We start from the raw sequence: 20,315 nt of genomic DNA, 5'->3' as shown, positions 1-20,315 counted from the left end.
GGTGAGGGGCCGAATGCCCGGCTTCGCTGATCCGCCGACAGAACTCATCGATGATTCTCAATCCCCGATCTGGCGAAAGATTTGGGAGTCGGATCGCCTGGTCCAATGACCAGATCTGTTGACGTCCACTGAATGTTTCCCCATTTCGCGACGGCTTCTTCCCAGGTCTTGACACGCCCGAGTTCCCCCAGCGGATCGTGGTAGTAGTATGGACTCCGGCCGATCCAGACTCGAGTACGAACGACGTACTCGGTCCCGTCAGGTGTGGCATATACCTCTGCCCCGTAGAAGGCGGGTGTTTGCCCACGGGTGCCATCGCTCCAACTGATGGCGACGACCTGTTGAATGGCCTCCAAGTCTTTGTTGAACGTGGAAATCCTGCCGACAAGGTACGCCAAAAGTACGAGTACGCAGATCGCAACCGCCTTCAACCATCGCATGCCGTCATTATACGACGGCCAGAGGGCGCGTCCGTTCAGATCGTGCATTCTCGATCCAGTCGGCAATCACGCTGCCTGACGTTCGACCCCTCACCCCACCCCTCTCCCCTTGAGTACAAGGGGAGAGGGAGCAGGACTCGCATCCGCCGCCCGCATCGGCTATACCTTCGCTCACTTCGCCGTTGCCTCTTGCTTGAGACTGCGACATGCCAGCCCTCCCTATTCTCCGTCTCGGGTCGGTGAAGGACCCTTCCACTTTTCTCGACCACGTTCAGAAGCTCGGCTTGGACCTGCCGTATGAGGCGGATCTTGCCGCCGGCGATGCATCGCCCTTGGCGCAGCCAATCACCGTTGACGGACTGAAGATCGGCAACCGCTGGACGATCCATCCGATGGAAGGCTGGGACGGCACCGCCGACGGCAAGCCGAGCGAGGCGACCGTTCGCCGGTGGAAGCATTTCGGGCTGAGCGGGGCGAAGCTTATCTGGGGCGGTGAGGCTGTGGCGATCCGGCACGACGGCCGGGCGAACCCGAACCAGCTCGTCATGAACGAGGCCAACCTTGGCGACATCAGCCATCTGCGCGACACGCTTATCACCGCCCACAAGGAGAAGATGGGGAGCGACGACGGCCTGGTCGTCGGCCTTCAACTCACGCATTCCGGGCGGTTCAGTAAGCCGAACGATCACTTCCGGATGGAGCCGAAAATCGTGTTCCGCCATCCCGTGCTCGACCGCCGGCTGAAACTGGGGCCGGACTACCCGGTGATGACCGACGACGACATCCGCCGGCTGATCGAAGACTATGTGCACGCCGCGAAGCTGGCCGCGAGCGTGGGCTACGACTTCATCGACGTCAAGCACTGTCACGGCTACCTGGGGCACGAGTTCCTCGGTGCACACACCCGGCCGGGCGACTTCGGCGGCAGCTTCGAGAATCGCACCCGCTACCTGCGCGAGATCGTCGCCGGTGTGAGGGCCGTCGCACCAAACCTTAAGATTGGCGTCCGTCTCAGCGCGTTCGATTTTGTCGCTTATCGGCCCGACCCGGCGCTCAGCAGCCCAGGCAAGCTCGGCCCGGGCATTCCGGAAGAAACGCCGCTGCCCTACCGCTACGGCTTTGGTGTCGATGAGCAGAACCCCACGGCTTACGACCTGGCCGAGCCGGCGAAGTTTCTCGAACTGCTGCAATCGCTCGGCATTCGGCTTGTCAATCTCAGCGGCGGCAGTCCGTACTACAACCCGCACATCCAGCGGCCGGCGCTCTACCCGCCCAGCGACGGCTACCAGCCGCCGGAAGATCCACTCATCGGCGTGGCTCGGCAGATCCACGCCCATCGCCAGCTCAAGGAGAAGTTCCCCAACCTGTACCTCGTCGGCACCGGCTACACGTACTTGCAGGACTTCCTGCCGAACGTTGCGCAGGCGGTCGTTCGCAAGGGCTGGATCGACAGCGTAGGCCTCGGCCGGATGGTCCTGAGCTATCCCGAACTGCCCGCCGACGTGCTGCAGGGTAAGCCGTTCAACGGCAAGAAGGTCTGCCGCACGTTCAGCGATTGCACCACCGCGCCGCGCAACGGCCTGCCGAGCGGGTGCTTCCCGCTGGACGAGTACTACAAGACGTCCGACACGCACGTGAAGTTAAAGGCGATCAAGAAGGGCAAGTGAGCGGAGCGTACTGGCGCGGCCGTTCCCCGTGTTGATGGTGCCCGCGAACCGAGGCGAATCAGCGGCGATACGTTCCTGCCTCGACCGGCAGCTCGAACACCATCATCCGCGTATCAAACCCCGCGACCGCGAGATATCGATTGTCGGGCGTCAGGGCGATGCTTTTGACCGCGCGAAAGCCGCCGTTGACGACCATTTCGAGGTTGCCGGTCCGGGCGTCCCAGATCCAGACACGGCCGTCGTTGCCGCCGCCGGCGATTCGGTGCCCGTCCGACGAGAATGCCAGGCAATTCAGCGACTGCTCGTATCCGTCGATGTGCAGCAGCAGCGATCGCTTTGCGACGTTCCAGAGCCGGAGGGTGCCGTCCTCGGCGGCGGATGCCAGCACGCGGCCGTCGGGGCTGAACGCGACCGATCGCACCGGGCTGGCGTGCCCTGCGAGCGCGCCCATGGACTGCCCCGTGCGGGGATCGTAGAGATAGAGCCGGTGGATGCCGATGCGCTTGTCCGCATGCGACGCGACCGCAAGCCGAGTCCCCGACGCCGACACCGCCAGCGCGCGAATTGCCTTGGCTTCGTCGATCCTGACGACGAACCGTTCGATCCCATCCACCCCACCGACGGTATCGAACAGGTGGAATTCGTTCTCGGCCCGCGGGTTGACCGCGGCGACCCAGCTTCCGTCCGGCGCCACCGCAATCACCCTGCTATACGACAGCGGCGTGTTGAGCACCAAGCGGTCACGGCCTGCCTGTAGATCCCAGAGGTGAATCCGCCCTTCGCGCCCCGCCGCTATCGCCACGGTCCGGCCGGCGTAGGCAAACGCGCTGGCGGTCAGATCCCCGAATCGCTCGAAGAGCTGTTGGTCCACGCGAGCATACGAATCCCACGCCTGCATACCCCGCACGGTCGCCGCGTAAATTCGGTTGCCCCGCGGATCGGCGAAAACGCCGGACACATTCTTGATCGTGAACGTGGCTCTCGGTGATGCGATGAACCGGGGAACCTTCTGAACCACGACCGGATCTGAGTCGGCCCGAGCGACGGCGTAGGAGCCGGCGGTGACTTCGACCGTCCGCCCGTCGGACTGGCGGACGAGCTGAACCGAGCCGGTTTCCATGTCGATCCGCGTCGCCTGCGAAGCCGCCGACGAAACGCTGAACCGCGTGCCGGCGACGCGAATTTCTGCCTGCGGGCTCGAGATGACCATGGGCAGGCCTGCCGGTTGCCTGGCCACATCCGCCCGCAGCACGCCTCCCGCGAAGTAGACGCGCTTGCCCAGCGCGACATCGCTGTCACCGAACCGCATGGTCGTATCGACCGACAGTTCCAGCCGGGTGCGGTCGTCAAACTCGACGGTGGCGTAGCTGTCCATCCCGAGGGTGCGGAGCGTCTGGCCGCGGTGGACACCCTCGCCGGCGATCGCCGAGCGGACCGTACCATCGGGGCTGAGGACTTCCAGAGCGCCGGCGACCGAGACCACGCGGGCCACCGGAGCGGCAGGCTGCGGCGCCAGAACCGAGACCGGCACCGGCTCGTCCGGCACGAACCCGAACCGCCAGACCGCCGTCGCCGAAACAAGCACGATCGCCGCGACCGCGGCTGTTCGCAGAGCGAGCGTCTTGAAAGAGAAGAGGACCGGGCGAGCTCGCGCCGCGCCGAAGAAATCCATCGGGGCCGCGGGGGCGGACCTGAAGTCCCCATCGACTTCGATCCGGCTCGCCCGCGACGCCAGGATGGACTCTAGTTCTTCGGAATTGACGGCGACGAGTTGCTCGTCGACTTCGGGCGGCGACAGTGCCGCAGATTCCCGTACGACCGCCGCGAAGGTGAACTCTTCGACCAGCGCCCGGCGAGCCTCCGGCGACGCAAGCCGCGCCACCAACTGCTCGTACTGCTCCGGCGTCAGCGTGTCTTCACGCCAGGCCAGAAGCAGGTCGTCGATGGACGGGGTGTCGGACATTTCGGGCCGTTTCTGAGGTCGCTAATCTGCAACTGCCGCACGATCGCTGTTAACTGCCGGCCGGTCCTTCGGCGAGTAATCCCAGGCCGTCTTCGCCGAGCCGCCGGCGCTCGACGCATTCGCCGAGCACCTGGCGGATCCGCGACAGGGCTTTCATGACCGCGTCGATCGACCGGCCCTTTCTCCGGGCGATCTCCGCGACCTTCAAGCCTTCGACGTACTTCATGCGGACGATCTCCCGGCTCTTGTCGGGCAGCGTCTCGACGCACCGGAACACCGCCTCACGCCGAGTCGTCCAGAGCGACGGGCCCTGCTCGGCCTCGGCGAATGCCTGCTCGGCCAGGTCCAGGAACCGGCTGTCGGCGGTCACCTTAGCCGTCCGCTTGCTGCGGAAGTAGTGCAGCACCAGGTTCTTGGCTGTCCCGCGACACCAGGCCTCGGGCTGACGGATATCAACATCCCGCTCGACCGCGTCGGCCAGCCGAATCCAGACTTCCTGCAGAATCTCTTCAGCAGCGTCCAAGTCCCGCACCAGCCCGTGGATAAACCCGAGCAACTGGTGGCGATGAGCCAGGAACCGCCGGGTGAGGTCTTTGAGGTCTTCTGGCATCGTCCTCGCCATGCTGGTGCCGCTCGATCGGGAAACCTGACAAAAAATGTCTGCGCAATTTGATATTTCAATCCGGACTGTCGATGCCGGTCATCCTCAATAGCGGGCCGGGGCACGCCGGACGCCAGTTCGGGTCTTTCGGGCTGGGCCGGGCCTGCATTTGGTGCTCCCGGCACGGCATCCCAATCGGTCGGGTTTCGCCGTAGATTATGGGGGTGACCAGCCCCTTCAACACCACCCGCCTCGATCACGTTGCGATCGTCGTCACCGATGTCGCCCGCGCCGTGGCGTTTTATCGCGAAGTCCTGTGCCTGACGGAGATCGCCCGCCCGCCCAGCTTCGACTTCCCCGGCGCCTGGTTCCGGCTCGGGCCGGCGGCGGGCGGTCAGACGCTTCATCTGCTCGGCATGGACGAATCCGAAGGCCGCGGTCGCCGGCACTTCTGCATGATGGTCGACGACCTCCGCGCCGCCGAGACGCACATCACGAGTAAGGGACTCGAGGTTCTCTGGAACACCAAGCATAAGATCGCGGGCATCGACCGGTTCTTCGTCTACGACCCCGACGGCAATCGCGTCGAGCTTCAGGGCGCGGAACTGAGCTGAGCCGAGACGCCAGTCCGCTGAACTTCCATCCCGCTTGTACGCCGCCGTCCGTTCAACGAACACACCTTGAAACGACCTCGCCCACTCCGACTGCCTTCCCTGCTTCGCAGCACCGCGGCGATCGCGCTGACCGCCCTGCTGTCGCTCGGCGTACTTGCCCCCTACTTCCACGACGGCATCTACCAGAACGGCGACCTCTGGAACTTCCTCGGCGGCGTGGTCGAGGCTCGCAACGCACTGGCCGAAGGGCAATTTCCTCTCCGCGTCGCGCCGAACCAGCTCGACGGCCGGCAGTATCCGGTCTTCCAGTTCTACGCCAACCTTCCGTACACCGTCGCCGGCTTCATCATGGGCGAAGAGGGTCGCAACCCCTACAGCGCTTGGAAGTGGACGATGTTCGCCGCCCTGATGATCGGCGGCCTGAGCATCGGCCGGCTGGCCTGGCGGTGGACGCGTTCGCAGCCGGCGGCGTTGTCGGCGATCGCAGTGTTCCTGTCGGCACCGTATCTGATGACCAACCTCAACGACCGCGGTGCCGTCGCCGAGGTCTTCGCAATCAGCCTGCTGCCCGCGGCGCTGCTCGCGACCTGGACCTGCATGGTCCGCCGCGGTCTCTGGCGGTCGGCCGTTTGCGCGATCGCGTGGACGGCGCTGGGGCTGACGCACAACATCACCTACCTGTACGGTGCCACGTTCATCAGCGTGTTCATCCTGAGCTTCTGTTGGCCGAGACGCCGCGTTCTGCCTCGCCTCGGTCGGCTCGCACTGGCCGGACTGCTGCACGCGTTGATGCTCGTCTGGTACGTCGCGCCGCAGTTCGCCCTGATGCCTCAGCTCGCGATCGCCGCCGACCTGGCCTCGCCGGCCTGGAGCGCTGAGCTGGTGCCGCTAGCCGTCCTGCTCTGGCCGATCTGCCGAACGCCGGCGATCTCGACGATACCGAGGCTCGGTCTGCAGATCGGCTGGCTCGTCCTCGCGGGAGTCGCTTGCGCGTTCATCGCGTGGACGAATGCCTTTGGGCGTGGTCGCTTCAGCGACCATGCACCGCGACGTCGACTTCAACGAGGTCTTCAGGTCCGATTGCTTGTCCTCTGGGCAGTCGCGATCTTCATCGTCTGGACTCCCGTCGACTTCTGGCCCTTCGTTCCGAAGCTGTTCTACTTCGTGCAGTTCACCTATCGGCTCCTCGGTTTCGTCCTGCTCTTCGGAGCGTTGCTGGCTGCGCTGGGGCTTGCGGGCATCGCCGCTCGTTCCGCGTCTGCGGTTAGACGCCCCGGCTTCGGTCGGCGGTTCGGCTGGATCGCCTGCCTGGTCGTGATTGCCGCGGCCGCCCTGACGCAGTTCGCGTACTACCCACCCGGCCTGTATCACCCGCGCGGGTCGCACCGATGGATCAACGATCGGCCGATCATGGGCGGCCTCGGCGACTACGTGCTGCGGCCGCAAGTCGAACCTCCGTTGCCGGCCGGCTGGCAGCGCGTTCCCGCAGAGACGTTCGCCGCCACCCGCCCGCCGGGCGCCCTTCCGGTCTTCCGTGCCGAAGTCACGAGCCCCACGCGCATCGTGCTTCCGGTGCTCTGGTATCCGAACATGCTCCGCGTGACTGTGAACGGCCGGCCGTCGCCGTACGGCGCAAGCGGCACGCATGTCACGGTCGATCTTCCCCCCGGACGGCATCGAGTTGCCGTCCGTTTCGACGGCCTCGACTGGGCGAACAACGCCAGCACCGCAGGGGCGGCGCTGACGCTCGCGATCCTCGGCTGGAAGATCGGCACGCCACTCCGCGGCCGACGGCGACGGCCTCGGGCAGCGTAATGTGCGGGCTTCACCCCTTCCGCGCCACCGCCACCGCTTCGACGAACTGTCGGCTGATCTCCGTCAGCGACTTCCAATCCTTCTTCGCCAGGACGTCCTTGCTCACCAGCGACGACCCCGCCGCGACGGCGGCGCAGCCGGCCTTGATAAAGTCGCCGGCGGTTTTCGTCGTCACGCCGCCAGTCGGAATGATCTGCAACTGCGGCAGCGGCGCCTTGAGCGCCTTGATGTAGGTCGGCCCCAGCGTGTCGGCCGGGAAGAGCTTCACGAAATCGGCCCCGGCTTCATGGGCGTTCAGCGCTTCGGTCGGCGTCACCGCCCCGCAGACGATCGGCTTGCTGTACCGCCGACAGAGCGCGATCACGTCCGGCCGCATCACCGGCGTCACCACGTATTCGGCGCCCGCGAGAATCGCCAGCCGCGCGGTGATGTCATCCAGCACCGTGCCGACGCCCATCAGCACCTTGTCGCCGAGCTCTTTGACGACGGCCTTGATGGTGTCGATCGCGTTGGGCGTAGTCATGGTGACCTCCATCGCGATCACGCCCCCCTCGGCCATCGCCCGGGCGGCGTCGAGGAGCTGCTCCGAGCTGTCGGCACGGATAACGGCGATCACGCCGGGGTTGATCATGCGGTGGATGATGTCGTGTTTGGTCATGTCTCGCTTCCTGTAAATCAAACGGATCGCGGATTGTTTTGGCTAACTCGATGGAACGCAAGCCATTCCTTCCGCGCCGCCTCGCGTTGGATCATCAGTGCCAACTCCCGCGCGTGATAGTCGCCCCACATGCTCGATTCGCCGCACGGCACCTTGCGGCCGGGCGGGATGTAGTCCCAGCCGTTGGGGCGGTGGTAGACACTGTGGACGATCAGTCCTTCGTGCGATTCATCGGCCGACAGGTAGGGCTCGGCGAGCACCGTCTTTGCCACAGTCAGCCCCGCCTGCCAGTACCGGTCGCCGTCGGCCACCTGGCCGTGCGTTCGCAGGTATCGCCCCAGCCGCAGCAACCCCTGCGCGGCGATCGACGCGGCGGAGCTGTCGACCGGCTCGTGCTCGTTGAACGGCTCGGCCGGGCGGTCGAGGTAGTCGCCTAGCTGCGCCAACCCAGGCGCGCCGGTGTCCCAATACGGAATGCCATCCGTCGGCGTCTGGTCGATGTAAAAGTCCGCGACCGCGCGGGCTGTGGCAATCCAGCGGTCGACGATCTTCTGCTTCCCGCCGAACGCGGCGAAGCCGGCTTCCGGCAGCGTGTCGATGAACTCGAGTTGTTCAGGGTAGCCGCACAGAATCCACGCCAGCCCGCGCGTCCAGGTGCTGAACGGGGCATACCCCTGCTGGCTGCTCGGGCACCGGTAAGCGCCGTCGTTGAGGTTGAAGATCGACTCGTGCGCCGTCCGCCCGCGGACGTCGTAGCTGTCGCGGCCTTCTCCGAAGTAGACGTTGAATTTCGCGGTCGTCTCGGCGTGCTGGATGATCCGGCCGAGCAGGTCGATCGGCTTGTCCCCCTCGCCCATCAGCCGATGTCCCAACAGATGGCTCACCGCCAGTGCCCGCATCGAGCGAATCGTGTCGGCGAACAGCGAGTGCGGGCCGTTGAACGAGTACACGTAACCAGAGTCCGGCGAGAGCTGCGTCCAGCGGCTGGCCTGCACCGCACCCGAAACCTTCAACGCCAGTTCATAAAACCGCCGCTGCCAGGGGTCTTCGGGAATCGTGCCCTCGGTCATCATCCGCAGCAGGTTGCCGTAGGTGCTGACGTTGTTGAACCCGTGGTCGTGCACGCCGATATGGCTGACGTGCGACGCCATCAGTTCGACCGTCGCCTCCCTGCCGATCTTCAGGAACTGCTCGTCGCCGGTCGCTTCGAACTGCAGCAGCGCCGACCCGAACTGAAACCCCTGCGTCCACTCCGTCCACCCGCGGGCGGTGTACGCGCCCTTCTCGGTAAACACAGGGGTGCCGGCGGTCGGGTTCCAACGGTTCTGCAGACGGAGAATCTTCTTGCCCGACAGCGCAAAAAGCTTGCTGACGATCGGCAGGAGGTCTTTTGACGAAACTCGCGGGTCGATGTGGATCATGGGAAAACGCAGGCAGTAGGCGGGACGTTGGGAGCCAACTTGGCGGGACTGCGGCACTACGCCGCGCCGATCGTCCTTTTTAACGACTCGGCGATCAACTCCGAACGGCTGACGCCCTTCTTTCGGGCATATGCATCAACCCGCTTGAGCAGTGTCCGTTCCATGCTCACACGGAGCTTCTCGGCGCCCGCTCCAACGCGCGGCCGGCCCGCCTTTCGACGGGCACGCGACTCTTCTCGTTGCTGAGTCGCCGTCAACGGCTTCATCCTGGCCGGATCGACGGGCCCGCTAAGTCCTGCGGCCAACTTCTCAAGTTCCGCCGGCGGCAGCTTGGAGTACCAGATCTTCTTTTTGCTCATTGTCTTCTCCTGCGGTACTGCCTCTTCCTACCCGACGGCAACTCCATCGCATGAATCACGAATACCGTACCGTCCGGGTCGAGCACGTAGACCACCTGCAACATCCGGCCCGCGTCGGTCTGTCCCCAAACGATCCGCTTCTGATCCTCAATGATCTTCGGCCAAGGCCGTCGGGAGTGATTCACGACATATTCCGCTTCTCTCGGCGACACCTGATGTTCGTCGATGTGATCGACGTTCCAATCGATCCAGCGGAACTCGTACATGAATTAAGTGTACACTTAATTCGGCTTCATGGCAATCTCAAAGCCGCCGCAGATGAAACCCGCCGTCGATGTTGATCACATCCCCGGTGGTGAACGGGAACAACCCCTGAAAGATCGCCCGCACCGCCATGCCGACATCGGCACCGGTGCCCCACCGCTTCTGCGGGACCAGGCCATCCGCGAGCATCTTGTCGTACTTGTCTTTCACGCCCGCGGTCATGTCGGTCGCCATGATGCCGGGGCGCAGTTCCAGCACCTGGATGCCGTGCTCGGCCAATCGGGCGGCGAAGAGTTGAGTGGTCATCGCCAGGCCGGCCTTGGAGACGCAGTACTCGCCGCGGTTCACGCTGATCGCGTACGCCGACAGCGACGAGATGAAGATCAGCTTGTACCCGCCGGGCAGTCGGCTTTCGCCGGGGTGGGCGAGCCACCACTTGGCGGCCAATTGCGAGAGGAAGAACGGCCCGTCGAGGTTGATGCCGTTGACCTCGCGGTAGCTTTCCTCGGTGACGTCAAGCAGATCGGCCCGCACACGCGGCGCGATGCCGGCGTTGTTGATCAGGCCGTCGATCCGGCCGAATGCTGCGATCGTCCCATCGAAGATCGCCCGGCGGTCGTCGGCCTTGCTGACGTCCCCCTGGACGAGGACGAACTGCTGCAGGGGCGACGTCGCGACGGCACGGCACGCGGCGAGCGTTTCGTCGGCAGCGGCGCGATTGCTGGCGTAGTGAATCGCGACCGAATGGCCGGTCCGGGCAAGCTCTTCGGAGATCCCACGGCCCAGGCCGCGGCTGGCACCGGTAACGAGAATGACAGGAGAAAGTGACATCGTTGCCGAAGGGTATGGCGCGATACGACAAGTGCAAGCGTTGGACGAAGACGTTGTTCTCGCGGGAACCTAAAGACAAGCGCACCCCAAGACCGCACGCGCTTTGCTCGCGTCCCGCGCTCCGCTTCGCGTCGCGGCTAACCGATTGCTCTGTTTAGCGTCGCGATGGAACGGTTAGCCGCGACGCGCAGCGGAGCGTCCCTTGCCGTAGTGGTCGCACCGAACCGGAGCCGTCCGGCCGCGCAACCCTTCCGCCGAACGAACCCGAGAACCGGCATCCGCCGGCAGCAGGTCGTCGGGGTGGAAGGTCGCCGAACCGGTCGGCGCGACTGGGTTTACAAGCGTTGCAACTCCGGCGACGACGGAGGGAACGGAATCGACGGAAGCGTCTGGATCGACGGCCGCGGTCGCGACCCCGTGCGATTCCGCCAAACGAACCCGAGATTCAGCCGCCGACGGATCTTCCCGGTCACCCGGCACCGGGTCGACGGATCGGGCGGTCGCCGGCGCAGGTTCTGTCGCCGTCGTCACGCCTGGCACTCCGTCTGCCGTCGGATCATTCTGCCCATGCAGGGCTCCACGGTTGCGCGTTCCGCCTTGCAGAATCCGCAGCTCGCGCAGCGCCGCCTGCATCGACCGCTCGATCTGGGCTTCGTACCGTTGCAGCAGCATGACGATCCCGCCGTTGGCGTCGGCCCGTTGCAGTTCGAAGATGACGTCGCCGAGGGTGTCCATTCCGCCGAACCCGCCGTCGTCGGCGCACTTCTTGTCGCGCCGCGAGCAGAGCACCGCCGACCGCACGACCGGCATGCGTTGAAGCTTCCACGCCATTTCCGCGACGCGCTCGGCGAGCATCACCTGGCACGGGCCGACGGCTTGCAGATCGTCGCGAAACGACGCGACAAACGCGTCGAACACCGCGGGGTCTTCATCCGGGAGCAACTGCCCTCGGGCGCGTAAACCGTGCTTCCAGGCATTCTGCGCCGCGACCGATTTACCGGCGTCGGTCGTCGGCCCGCGCGACTTGGCGCCGTTGATCCGCGATTGCTCGGCCCGCGTCCGCCGAGGCGCATCGGCAGTGCAGCCATCGGCAGCCGCCGCAACGGGCGTCGCGATCGTTGCCGCCCCGCACGACGGGTCGAACGCTGTTTCGAACGATTGCATAAGAACCCCTTTCGCGGCCGCTCGGCCGCCCAGATTGACCACCCCGGCCGACGTGCCGGGCACCCGATTTTCAGGTTGACCACCCGCGCACCGCTGGCCATAATGTTAGTATATTGTACGGATACGAAGCCGTCGTACAAGAAGAATCTTCGGCAGGAGCTATGTGATCGCGTCTGGTTGTACGCCCCGGCCCTCGCTGCCGTCGGGGAATGCTGGTGAGTTGATGCGGGCGGCGTTACAATTCGTCGCCAATCCGGCGTTGGGCTTCTCGGGATGCCGGTGGATCACGTCACTTTCTGCAGGTTCGGAGGCTGGCATGGGGTCTCGACTGGCGTTCACACTCCTGGGCGTTTTAGTTTTTAATCTGGCCGCTTCTGCGCAGCCCCGACTGGTGCAGCCTGAACCCGCGCAGCCGCGGCCGGCACAGCCTCAACCGGCGCAGCCGCAACCGGTGCAGCAACCTGCAGGTGGCGAGCGGTTCTGGTGTGAGTTCCCCTCCGACGGGTCGCCGCGCATCTGGACGCAGATCGCGGACGACACCTGGGAGGAGCGGTGGTTCGGCGGCGTGAAGCAGCACAAGGTGGTCGGTCCGTCGGACGACCCCAATCGCCCGGGAACGATCGTTGCCGCGCCCAACAGCATGCTCCAGCTTCTGGTTCCGCCGAAGGGGTCGGGCGGCCTGGTGGGTATTCGCGGCGGGCCCGGCACGCGCTGGGGCTCGCTGGGTGCCCGGCGAGAGCTGGTTGTCGATCCGAAGTTCGCCGGGGTCGCCGGCAATCTTCCGCCGGACGTGGATGTGGGCGATTCCAAAGTCGCCGCCGTGTTTCTGAAGTCGCAGGTCCGCTCGCTTCTGCGCCGTACGTCGCCCGACACGAAGCTCATCGGTGTGATCATCGTGCGGTGCCGGGCGGCGGTTCTGTACAACACGGACCCGTCGAAGCTGTCGCCGGCCGACCGCGATACGCTTGCTTATCTGAATGCGGTGACGGCGCAACTCGCGGGCGGCGCACCCGCCGGCGGACAGCCGCCGACACTCGTCCCGGTGGTCCCGCCGAATCCGCCATCCACACCGGTCGCCGCCGGCGGCAATCAGCCGGCTCGCCCGCCGACGCCACCGGCTGCCGGTCCCGGTCCCGGCGCTAATCCTGGCCCCATCCCCGCGCCAACGACTCCGCCGCCTGCGACGCCACAGACGACCGCCCCCACGACGCCTTCGTTGACACCCGAGCAGATCGCCAGGCGGAACCAGGAAGGCCAGGCCCTGCTCGACTACCTGATGAAGCAGTACGACGGGCTGTTGATCAAGACGCGCGAACGGCTCGGCCGCTCGATGACGCTCGTCTGCATCGCCCGCATTCCGCGGGCCGACGCGACCGCCAAACTGCTGGAGGTCCTGCAGTCCGAGCGGGACGTGACGGTGAAGATGGTCGCGTGGCAATGCCTGCTGGCGCGGGCCAACGGCATGACCGAAACGGAGTTCAGGAAGTGGCTCGATCTCACGACGCCGCTGGTCAACGCCAGGGCGTTTGCGGGCACGCTGCGGGTGCCGCTGCTGCAGGTTTTAGCGCTCCGGCCGCCGGATCGGGCGGCGCGCGAGTTCCTCCTGCGCACGCTGGACGAGTGCAACACGCTGGATCCGGACGACGATGTCGTCCTGTTCGAGGTGGCCGAAACGCTGCGGGCCTGGGGCGACCCGACGATCGTCGATCTGATGATGCCGCGCCTCCGCAAGTATGAAGAGATGGAACGCGTCGAAGCGGTCCTGCACCGGCTGGGGTGCGAGGTGACCTGGTCGCACTACCGGAATCTCGAACTCGCCTCGGCCAGGATGATGGACGTCACGCCCGGCGAATACGAAGCTTGGTGGCGATCAACCCGGCCGGCGTGGCGGCCACGCACCACGATGGAGCCCGGTGCCTGGCGAAAGCTGCGCGGGCAGTTCGTCCCCACTGTGGACATGAGCCAGTCCGTGGACCCGAAGGATCCCTCCTGGCGGCGCGATCTGGAGCTGCGGTCGCCGGGACTGCAACCGTTCACGCTCGGGCTGGTGGTGGATACGACCGGATCGATGGGGCCGGCGCTGTTGTGGGTACGACGCGACCTCAAGCGAATCGCCGATGCCATCCGCCTGGTCGCGTTGGAGCCGGCGGTCAACTGCACGTTCTATCGCGATGTGGCGGACCAGTTTGTCGCCAAGACACTGCCGACGACCGGCAATCTGCAGAAGCTGGGGAACTGGTTCTCGACCGCCGAGGCGCAGGGCGGCGAGGACGGGCCCGAGGCCGTTCGCGAAGGCCTGGCCGACAACTTCGACAAGGGGAACTACCCGGCGGCGGGCAAGCGGGCTGTCGTGGTGATCGGCGACGCGCCGCCGCATGCCAATACGCAGAGCGACTGCGAGCGGCTCGTGAAGATGGCGGCGGACCGCGGCTTCCGCCTGTACGCGATCAAGACCCGCACCGGCCACGAGGCCCCGGACCTGTCGGCGTTCGACAAGCTTGCCACCATCGCGAACGGAAGCTCGCGGTGGTTCTACCTGCTGCACAAGTCGCCGCTGCCGATCCGTGCCGCGGCGCGCGGCGTCGGGACCATGCCCGAACCCCGTGCGGTGCCGAACGGCACCTATCTGCCGAAAGTGGTGAACACCGACGAGCTGGCCGAGGCCGGGGAGTGGCTCATGTCGCAGGTCCTGGCCGATGCCGTCAATCCCGAGTTTGCCCCCCGCGTCAAGCCGGTGGCAGGCGTTGTGTGGCAACTGCTCAAGCAGCCGCTGACCGAGCAGCGCCTGTTCTATATTCCCAACGGCGGCGACAAGACGCCCAAGAAGGGAATCCCGGCGCGATAGCGCCGAAGACTGCGGACTTTCGGCGATCTGCCCGGCGCGGTTGGAGGTCGGCGACGTGCCGTTGTTTCAGGCCCCGATGACGCCCTTGAGTACACCCATCTGCGCCGCCGCCCGCGCCTCGACGAACGCCATCGCCTTCTTCACCTTCGCCTCGGCGGCGGGGTAATCCTTGTGGATGCCCATGAGGATTTCGAACATCTTCTCGGCCGGCGTGGCGTCGAACTCGGGGGCCCAGTCCGCCAGGCCGATGTCCTTGAACATCCAGCACTTGGGCGAGTGGAACTCGGAGAACGTGTGCATCATCGGCGTGCCGACCGCCAGCGCCATGATCGGCGTGTGCGGCTCGTGGCAGATGACGGTGTGCGCGCGGGCGTAGAACGAGCAGGCCTCGTCGGCGTTCCAGAACTCGTCGAAGTTGACCACGTGCTTCTTCAGGTCGTCGGGCAGCGGGTCGTAGATGAACTTCTTGTTGTACTCCATCTCCTTGTTCACCTCCGGCGCGATGACCACCTTCCAGCCGGTCTGCTTCACCCACATCGCGATCAGGTCCTGGTAGACCTTCGCTCGCCGCGTGTCGTCGGCGATGTTCTGCGGCGTGGGGTGGAGTGGGTTGAGCTTCTGCGGTCGGTTGTCGTCCACGCCGGGGATGGAAGGGGAATGCGTGCGGAGCTGGATCGTGATGAACTTTTTGGGTTCCAAGCCGTGCTTCTTCATCCGGGCGAGCGCGCGGTCTTCGTCGCGGACGTCGATGCCGAAGCAGCCGTCGGGGCCCCACTCGAGCACCGGCGGTTTGACGCCAACCTCCTGAAGCATCTTGAGGGTCTTGGAGTCGCGGCAGTAGATGAACGCGGCCTGGTTGAGCAGCGCGATGCGCTCCGCCCCGCCGGGACCGGTGACCATGTCGGGGAAGTAGGACTGGCCCTGAAGGCCCCACGGCTTGCCGGTCTTGCCGCAGTGGATCATGAAATCGGTGCTCTGGCCCATCCCCGGCCCGCGCAAGAAGAAGTCGGACCGCTTGATGGCATCGGCGACCACGCCGTCCTTGCCGGCGATCGACCCTTTGACGATCTCCAGCTTGGGGAAGCGCTTCATCAGCATCTCATCGACCGCCTTGTTGGTGTTGGCGGCCCAGAGGATCAGTTTTGCCTGGGGAATGTGCTGTTCGAGAAAGCGCAGCGTGCCGGGGGTATGCCCGATGTCGCCGATGTTCTTGGTCGCCCAGCCGCATTGCAGCAGGACGGTCTTCTGCAGCTTGGGGGTGACGGCGCGCAGCGGCAAAGTGGCGGCACCGAGGGCAAGTCCGGACGCTTTGAGGAAGGTGCGGCGGGTGAGCATGGTGAAAGGATACGGGGCGGGGCTTGAGGCGTGCAACGGCGGATGTAGCGGTTGACTGTCGCGTTACGCCGCGACATCCGCCGACCACTCAATCCCACCAGAGTCGCAGCTCACCCTTTCGTGAAATGTCCCTACTCACCGAACCGAACTCCGTAACATCGTCGGCCTCGGGGTTCACCTCATTGACTTGCCGTTCGATCCACTTGGCGGCGCGTGCTGAAACTTTGTCAAGAAAACATACGAGGCATCCCTTGCGATCGGCGTAAATGATCTCAAACGGAGCCCGCTTGTGGATCCCCCGAAACAGATTACGCATCTGCTGTCGCTGACCGTCCGGCTGGGGATCTGCGAGCTGCTCTATTGTAAGCAATCCCGACTTCACCATTCTCGCCATGGGCCCGTCGGGATAGAGCTCTATGATGTGTCGAATGGCGTCGGGTGAATTGACACCTTCTTCGGAAGAGACGCCGACCCCGACAATGTCCGCCAGTTGGGGTGCGGTGACGCCCGGTATAGCGATCAGCCAAACGGTGCTCCCTCGCGGGCGAAGTTGCAGGTCATCTAAAACCCCCGCAAAAAGGGCCACGCGCGACCTTCGGGCAATCTCTTGAAGCCCCTTTGCTTTCGCGGTTGCCGTCGAAACTTTGTATGGCTTTCTGGAGACGTAGGCGACGATCTGCTTTCCATTGACATCGACGGCCCGAGCTAGGTGGTCTTTGCCTAGCAGTTGGTCGCAGATTCTTCGCATACGCAGTTATGATTTGAATGAGGGGGCAAAACCGCCTGGGATAACCCTGCAGTGATACCGCAGGACGGGCTCTCCATCTCCTGTCACTTAAGTCACTGCCATGAAACGGCGAGCATTGTAAGAGCCTTGTTGAAGCAATTTCTCGCACGCGTTAGCCTTGCCAATACAGGGCCCCGTCTGGGGAAAAACGCGCAGATGGGACATATCTACGGGAGACGGCGATGAAGACGATAACGCAAAGTGAAGACACGGAGCACCAGTTCGGTCGTTTGCTCCTGCATGATCGTATCAACGCCAAAAAAGTGGCGATCTGGTGTCTGATCAGCGGCCCTGTCGCCATCCTCTTGGGCTTTACCCTCTACCTAGCCGTTTACGGAGAGAAAGGGTCATCTCAGCCCGGTCCGTTAATAGGCGGCGTTATCGTCGGCGTGCTTTGCTTGACCGCCGGCGCAGCGTTGTTGGCCAAGGGTAATCGCGAGATTTGGTTTTACGAGCGTGGCGTCGTGTTCCATTCGAGGGAGGGCAAGCAGATTGTTCCATACGATACGGTTGCATCAATGCAGTATTGCATGGCGATCGATCACAATTATCGAGCAATGTCGTTCGGGCTCCGAATGCTGAAATCCCCTACAGATACCGTCGAACCTGAGATCTCCTGGGCCACAGCCAATGTGCGTCCCGGTGACACGGCACCCAATTGGGAGAACGGAGCCATAATCAAGGAGTTGATTCAGAAGCCCATCGCAGAACGGATCTTCCAGAAGGTCTCCGATGGCGCGGAAGTCCGATGGACCCCAGAGATGGTTCTGACCCCTCGGGGTATCCGTTTCGTTGCGAGTGGAAAGGAAGTTCCATGGGCCTCCATCGAATCGGCTGAACTAAACTCCGGGAGCGGCAAGATCGAGGTGATGGCCGAGGGCAAACGAATGGTCAATGTAGTCCACCACGAATGGAACGCCTGGCCGGGCCTGCTCGTTGTCGCCGCGTTTCGACAGCGGGTCGGCTAAGTGGCGCTCATCTCAGAACATCTACACGTGCCACACAGGACGCTTTAACGCAGCAAGGGCGCCGCATGACGCGACGCCCTTGCCGGTTCGTATCTCCACCGCCCTGTTTCAGTAGCGGCTCTGGCGGCTTACACCGATTCCGGAACCACGAACGGCTTGCGGTATTCGCGGGTCAGGAACTTGTTGGCCTTCTCGGCGTTGTCGCCGGTGAACTTCTCGGTCTTGACGTCCATCGTCAGTGCGGCGCCCAGCACTGCGTTGTCGGACATCAGCGAGACCTCGTTGTCCTCGAGGTGATCGCGGAAGCGGCTGAAGGTTTCGAGCGCGGCCGGGTTGTCCTTCAGGACTTCGCGGATTTCCTTGCTCTTGACCTTCTCGCCCAGCCGGTACGAGATGTTGCCGGTGTGGCACAGGGCGCTGGACAGGTGCCCTTCGAGGATGTCGGCGTTGAGGTCTTCCTGCTTGCGGCTGCGGACGGCGGCGATCCAGTTGCCGAAGTGGTCGGACTTCATGGCCGGGTCGTCCTTCTCCTTCGACATGGTGAACTTCTTGATCAGCTTGCCGCTGTAGTCGTACGCCATCGGGCTGGAGGTGTAGCCCTGGTCGGTCAGGTAGCCGCCTTCGCATTCGACGACCGTGCCGACGGACTGGCCGCGGTACTTGTCCATGAGGCCCGAGCCGGATTCCTTGGGCAGGCCGCGGACTTCGAAGATGAGCAGGCTGTCGCCGTAGTCCTGGATGACGATCTGGGAGTTGGGGGTTTCGCCGTCGTCCTTGTAGCCGAAGCGGCCGCCGATGCTCAGGACGCTGGGGGCGAGGGTGTTCTTGCCCAGGGCCCAGCGGGCGGTGTCCATCTGGTGGATGCCCTGGTTGCCCAGGTCGCCGTTGCCGTAGGCCCACTGCCAGTGCCAGTCGTAGTGGAACTGCTTGCGGTGCGGGGCTTCCTTGGCGGCCGGGCCGGACCACAGGTCGTAATCGACGCTGGCGGGGACTTCCTGCGGGCCTTCGGTCAGCCCGATCGTGGCTCGGCGCTTGTAGCACAGGCCGCGGGCGACCTTGATCTTGCCCATGCCGCCTTCCTGGATCCACTTGTAAGCGGCGCCCAGGGCGTCATTGGCGCGGGCCTGTGTGCCGGCCTGGACGATCCTGTTGTATTTGCGGGCGGCGGCGACGGCCTGGCGGCCTTCCCAGACGTTGTGCGAGATCGGCTTCTCGACGTACACGTCTTTGCCGGCCTGACAGCCCCAGACCACGATCAGCGAGTGCCAGTGGTTCGGGGTGGCGGTGGAGATGGCATCGATATCCTTGTTATCGAGCATCTTGCGAAGGTCGGCGTAGCCTTCGATCTTGGTCGCCGGCTTGGTGGTCGGGGCGGCGGCCTCTTCGGGCTTGCCCTGCATCTCTTTGCGGTCGGCCTTGGCGACGGGCTTGGTCGCGGATGACGGCTTGGTGCTCGGCGTCGCCTTCTTGCCACCTTCGAGGCGGGCCAGGGTCTTGCCCAGCACGTCCTTGTCCGCGTCGCACAACGCCACCAGCCGAACACCCTTGAGCTTCGTCCAGGCGTCGATATGGCTGTTGCCCCGGCTCTTGAAGCCGATCACGCCGACGCGAACGTCGTTGTTGGCACCGATGATGTTGCCGTACGAGCGGGCGGAAAATCCGAAGTATCCGGCGGCCGCGACGGCGGCCGATGCCTGGATGACTTTGCGACGAGAAATCGGTTGGTTCATAGATCCTGCTGGTTGGGAAGAAATGACAGGAGGCGACGTGCCTTATGTTAACAAGGATGGGGGCGAGTTGTTGAGAGAAAAAAGTGTGAATGGGTAAAGTTGTGAGGCGATCGCGGGAAGATTGAGGATCGAAGATGGAGGATTGAGGATCGCGGATGGCGGAGCGTTACAGCTTTGGCGATCCTCGATCTTCAATCGTCCATCCTCTCCCCAACTTTCCGCTGTCCCCCGGCCCTCCCGGCTGCTACATTCTGCAGCACACCGCTCAGGACGGGCGGTCTTCAGTCCGGTTGTCGCTCTCACGAGGTGTCGCCATGCGTTTCAGCCGCCTTGCACGGGTCGGGGTTCTGGGTGTTTGCGCCTCGGCGCTGGTCGCCGGTTCCATTGGCTGCAGCACCTTCCGTAACGAGTGGCCCAGCAAGCGAATGGCCCGCGGCTACACCCCGCCGGCGACTCAGCCGACCGTCATGGCCCCCGTCGCTGAGGCCGATGCGTTCACCTACCCCGCAATCGACCACCTGCCGGCGGGGGTGCAGGCCTCGTTTACCCGAGACAACCCGTCGTCGCCGATCGTCGCCGTCGAACAGGTGCCCTCGGGCAGCGGCCCGATGCTCTACCGCGTGACGTCGCTTCAGGATGGCACACCCGTCGTCAGCAGCTACCGTTCGACCGGCGCCGACCTGCACCCGCCTGAGATCGTCGTCATCCGCCCCAACGACAGCGACCGCCCCAAGGCCAAGTACGCCCCCAAGCCCGAAGGCGGCGTGCCGGCGAAGGGGACGCAGTCCGGCGCGATCGACTAAGGGCCCGCGTCGTAGTCTGACACGCCCACGGCGCTGCCGTGGGCCCCACC

The 20,315-nt window shown here is 64.6% G+C and carries 18 protein-coding genes; 6 read left to right on the top strand and 12 right to left on the bottom strand.

Annotated elements, in window-relative coordinates:
• Nucleotides 1-44: 44 nt before the first annotated feature.
• Nucleotides 45-488, bottom strand: a complete 444-nt coding sequence (locus IPV69_RS21695) for a hypothetical protein (protein WP_206291817.1) — start codon at nt 486-488, stop codon at nt 45-47.
• A 158-nt stretch (nt 489-646) separates the two neighbouring features.
• Between IPV69_RS21695 and IPV69_RS21690 the strand changes: the two genes are divergently transcribed.
• Entirely contained in the window at nt 647-2,107 is a 1,461-nt protein-coding gene (locus tag IPV69_RS21690) for an oxidoreductase (protein ID WP_206291816.1), read from the top strand.
• Nucleotides 2,108-2,165: 58 nt separating this feature from the next.
• On the opposite strand, the gene IPV69_RS21685 is transcribed toward IPV69_RS21690, so the two are convergent.
• On the bottom strand, nt 2,166-4,070 hold the full coding sequence (locus IPV69_RS21685) for a WD40 domain-containing protein (protein ID WP_206291815.1): 1,905 nt from the start codon (nt 4,068-4,070) through the stop codon (nt 2,166-2,168).
• Between the two features lie 49 nt (nt 4,071-4,119).
• Nucleotides 4,120-4,680 (bottom strand): sigma-70 family RNA polymerase sigma factor, encoded by a 561-nt coding sequence (locus IPV69_RS21680; RefSeq protein WP_206291814.1) that lies wholly within the window; start codon nt 4,678-4,680, stop codon nt 4,120-4,122.
• A 215-nt stretch (nt 4,681-4,895) separates the two neighbouring features.
• On the opposite strand from IPV69_RS21680, the gene IPV69_RS21675 reads away from it, so the two are divergent.
• On the top strand, nt 4,896-5,285 hold the full coding sequence (locus IPV69_RS21675) for a VOC family protein (RefSeq protein WP_206291813.1): 390 nt from the start codon (nt 4,896-4,898) through the stop codon (nt 5,283-5,285).
• Nucleotides 5,286-5,351: 66 nt separating this feature from the next.
• Nucleotides 5,352-7,100: a 6-pyruvoyl-tetrahydropterin synthase-related protein gene (locus IPV69_RS21670; RefSeq protein ID WP_206291812.1), complete on the top strand. Its 1,749-nt coding sequence runs from the start codon at nt 5,352-5,354 to the stop codon at nt 7,098-7,100.
• Nucleotides 7,101-7,110: 10 nt separating this feature from the next.
• Here IPV69_RS21670 and IPV69_RS21665 read toward each other — a convergent pair whose 3' ends face one another.
• The 6 genes from IPV69_RS21665 to IPV69_RS21640 form a co-directional block, all read right to left on the bottom strand.
• A complete protein-coding gene (locus IPV69_RS21665) occupies nt 7,111-7,758 on the bottom strand; it encodes a bifunctional 4-hydroxy-2-oxoglutarate aldolase/2-dehydro-3-deoxy-phosphogluconate aldolase (RefSeq protein WP_206291811.1) in 648 nt (215 codons plus the stop codon).
• A 17-nt stretch (nt 7,759-7,775) separates the two neighbouring features.
• Nucleotides 7,776-9,179 (bottom strand): hypothetical protein, encoded by a 1,404-nt coding sequence (locus tag IPV69_RS21660; protein ID WP_206291810.1) that lies wholly within the window; start codon nt 9,177-9,179, stop codon nt 7,776-7,778.
• A 56-nt stretch (nt 9,180-9,235) separates the two neighbouring features.
• Complete coding sequence (locus IPV69_RS21655; protein WP_206291809.1) at nt 9,236-9,538, bottom strand: type II toxin-antitoxin system HicB family antitoxin; 303 nt, start codon at nt 9,536-9,538, stop codon at nt 9,236-9,238.
• Nucleotides 9,535-9,804, bottom strand: coding sequence for a hypothetical protein (locus IPV69_RS21650; protein ID WP_206291808.1), 270 nt, complete (start codon nt 9,802-9,804; stop codon nt 9,535-9,537). The genes IPV69_RS21655 and IPV69_RS21650 overlap by 4 nt, the downstream gene beginning before the upstream one ends.
• 37 nt (nt 9,805-9,841) lie before the next feature.
• Nucleotides 9,842-10,633 (bottom strand): 3-ketoacyl-ACP reductase, encoded by a 792-nt coding sequence (locus IPV69_RS21645; RefSeq protein ID WP_206291807.1) that lies wholly within the window; start codon nt 10,631-10,633, stop codon nt 9,842-9,844.
• Nucleotides 10,634-10,807: 174 nt separating this feature from the next.
• Complete coding sequence (locus tag IPV69_RS21640; RefSeq protein WP_206291806.1) at nt 10,808-11,797, bottom strand: hypothetical protein; 990 nt, start codon at nt 11,795-11,797, stop codon at nt 10,808-10,810.
• 316 nt (nt 11,798-12,113) lie between these two features.
• On the opposite strand from IPV69_RS21640, the gene IPV69_RS21635 reads away from it, so the two are divergent.
• Nucleotides 12,114-14,642: a vWA domain-containing protein gene (locus IPV69_RS21635; protein ID WP_206291805.1), complete on the top strand. Its 2,529-nt coding sequence runs from the start codon at nt 12,114-12,116 to the stop codon at nt 14,640-14,642.
• 66 nt (nt 14,643-14,708) lie between these two features.
• Here IPV69_RS21635 and IPV69_RS21630 read toward each other — a convergent pair whose 3' ends face one another.
• Nucleotides 14,709-15,977, bottom strand: a complete 1,269-nt coding sequence (locus IPV69_RS21630) for a polysaccharide pyruvyl transferase family protein (RefSeq protein WP_206291804.1) — start codon at nt 15,975-15,977, stop codon at nt 14,709-14,711.
• 88 nt (nt 15,978-16,065) lie between these two features.
• Nucleotides 16,066-16,725 carry a hypothetical protein gene (locus IPV69_RS21625; protein WP_206291803.1) on the bottom strand — a complete coding sequence of 220 codons (660 nt, stop codon included), beginning with the start codon at nt 16,723-16,725 and terminating at the stop codon, nt 16,066-16,068.
• Nucleotides 16,726-16,946: 221 nt separating this feature from the next.
• Here IPV69_RS21625 and IPV69_RS21620 point away from each other — a divergent pair, with 221 nt between their 5' ends.
• Complete coding sequence (locus tag IPV69_RS21620) at nt 16,947-17,732, top strand: hypothetical protein (RefSeq protein WP_206291802.1); 786 nt, start codon at nt 16,947-16,949, stop codon at nt 17,730-17,732.
• A gap of 128 nt (nt 17,733-17,860) precedes the next feature.
• On the opposite strand, the gene IPV69_RS21615 is transcribed toward IPV69_RS21620, so the two are convergent.
• A complete protein-coding gene (locus IPV69_RS21615) occupies nt 17,861-19,462 on the bottom strand; it encodes a Gfo/Idh/MocA family protein (RefSeq protein ID WP_206291801.1) in 1,602 nt (533 codons plus the stop codon).
• A 314-nt stretch (nt 19,463-19,776) separates the two neighbouring features.
• Here IPV69_RS21615 and IPV69_RS21610 point away from each other — a divergent pair, with 314 nt between their 5' ends.
• Entirely contained in the window at nt 19,777-20,265 is a 489-nt protein-coding gene (locus tag IPV69_RS21610) for a hypothetical protein (RefSeq protein WP_206291800.1), read from the top strand.
• Nucleotides 20,266-20,315: the final 50 nt, after the last annotated feature.

Source organism: Humisphaera borealis (assembly GCF_015169395.1).
GTDB lineage: Bacteria > Planctomycetota > Phycisphaerae > Tepidisphaerales > Tepidisphaeraceae > Humisphaera > Humisphaera borealis.
This window is presented reverse-complemented; position numbering and strand designations above follow the sequence as displayed.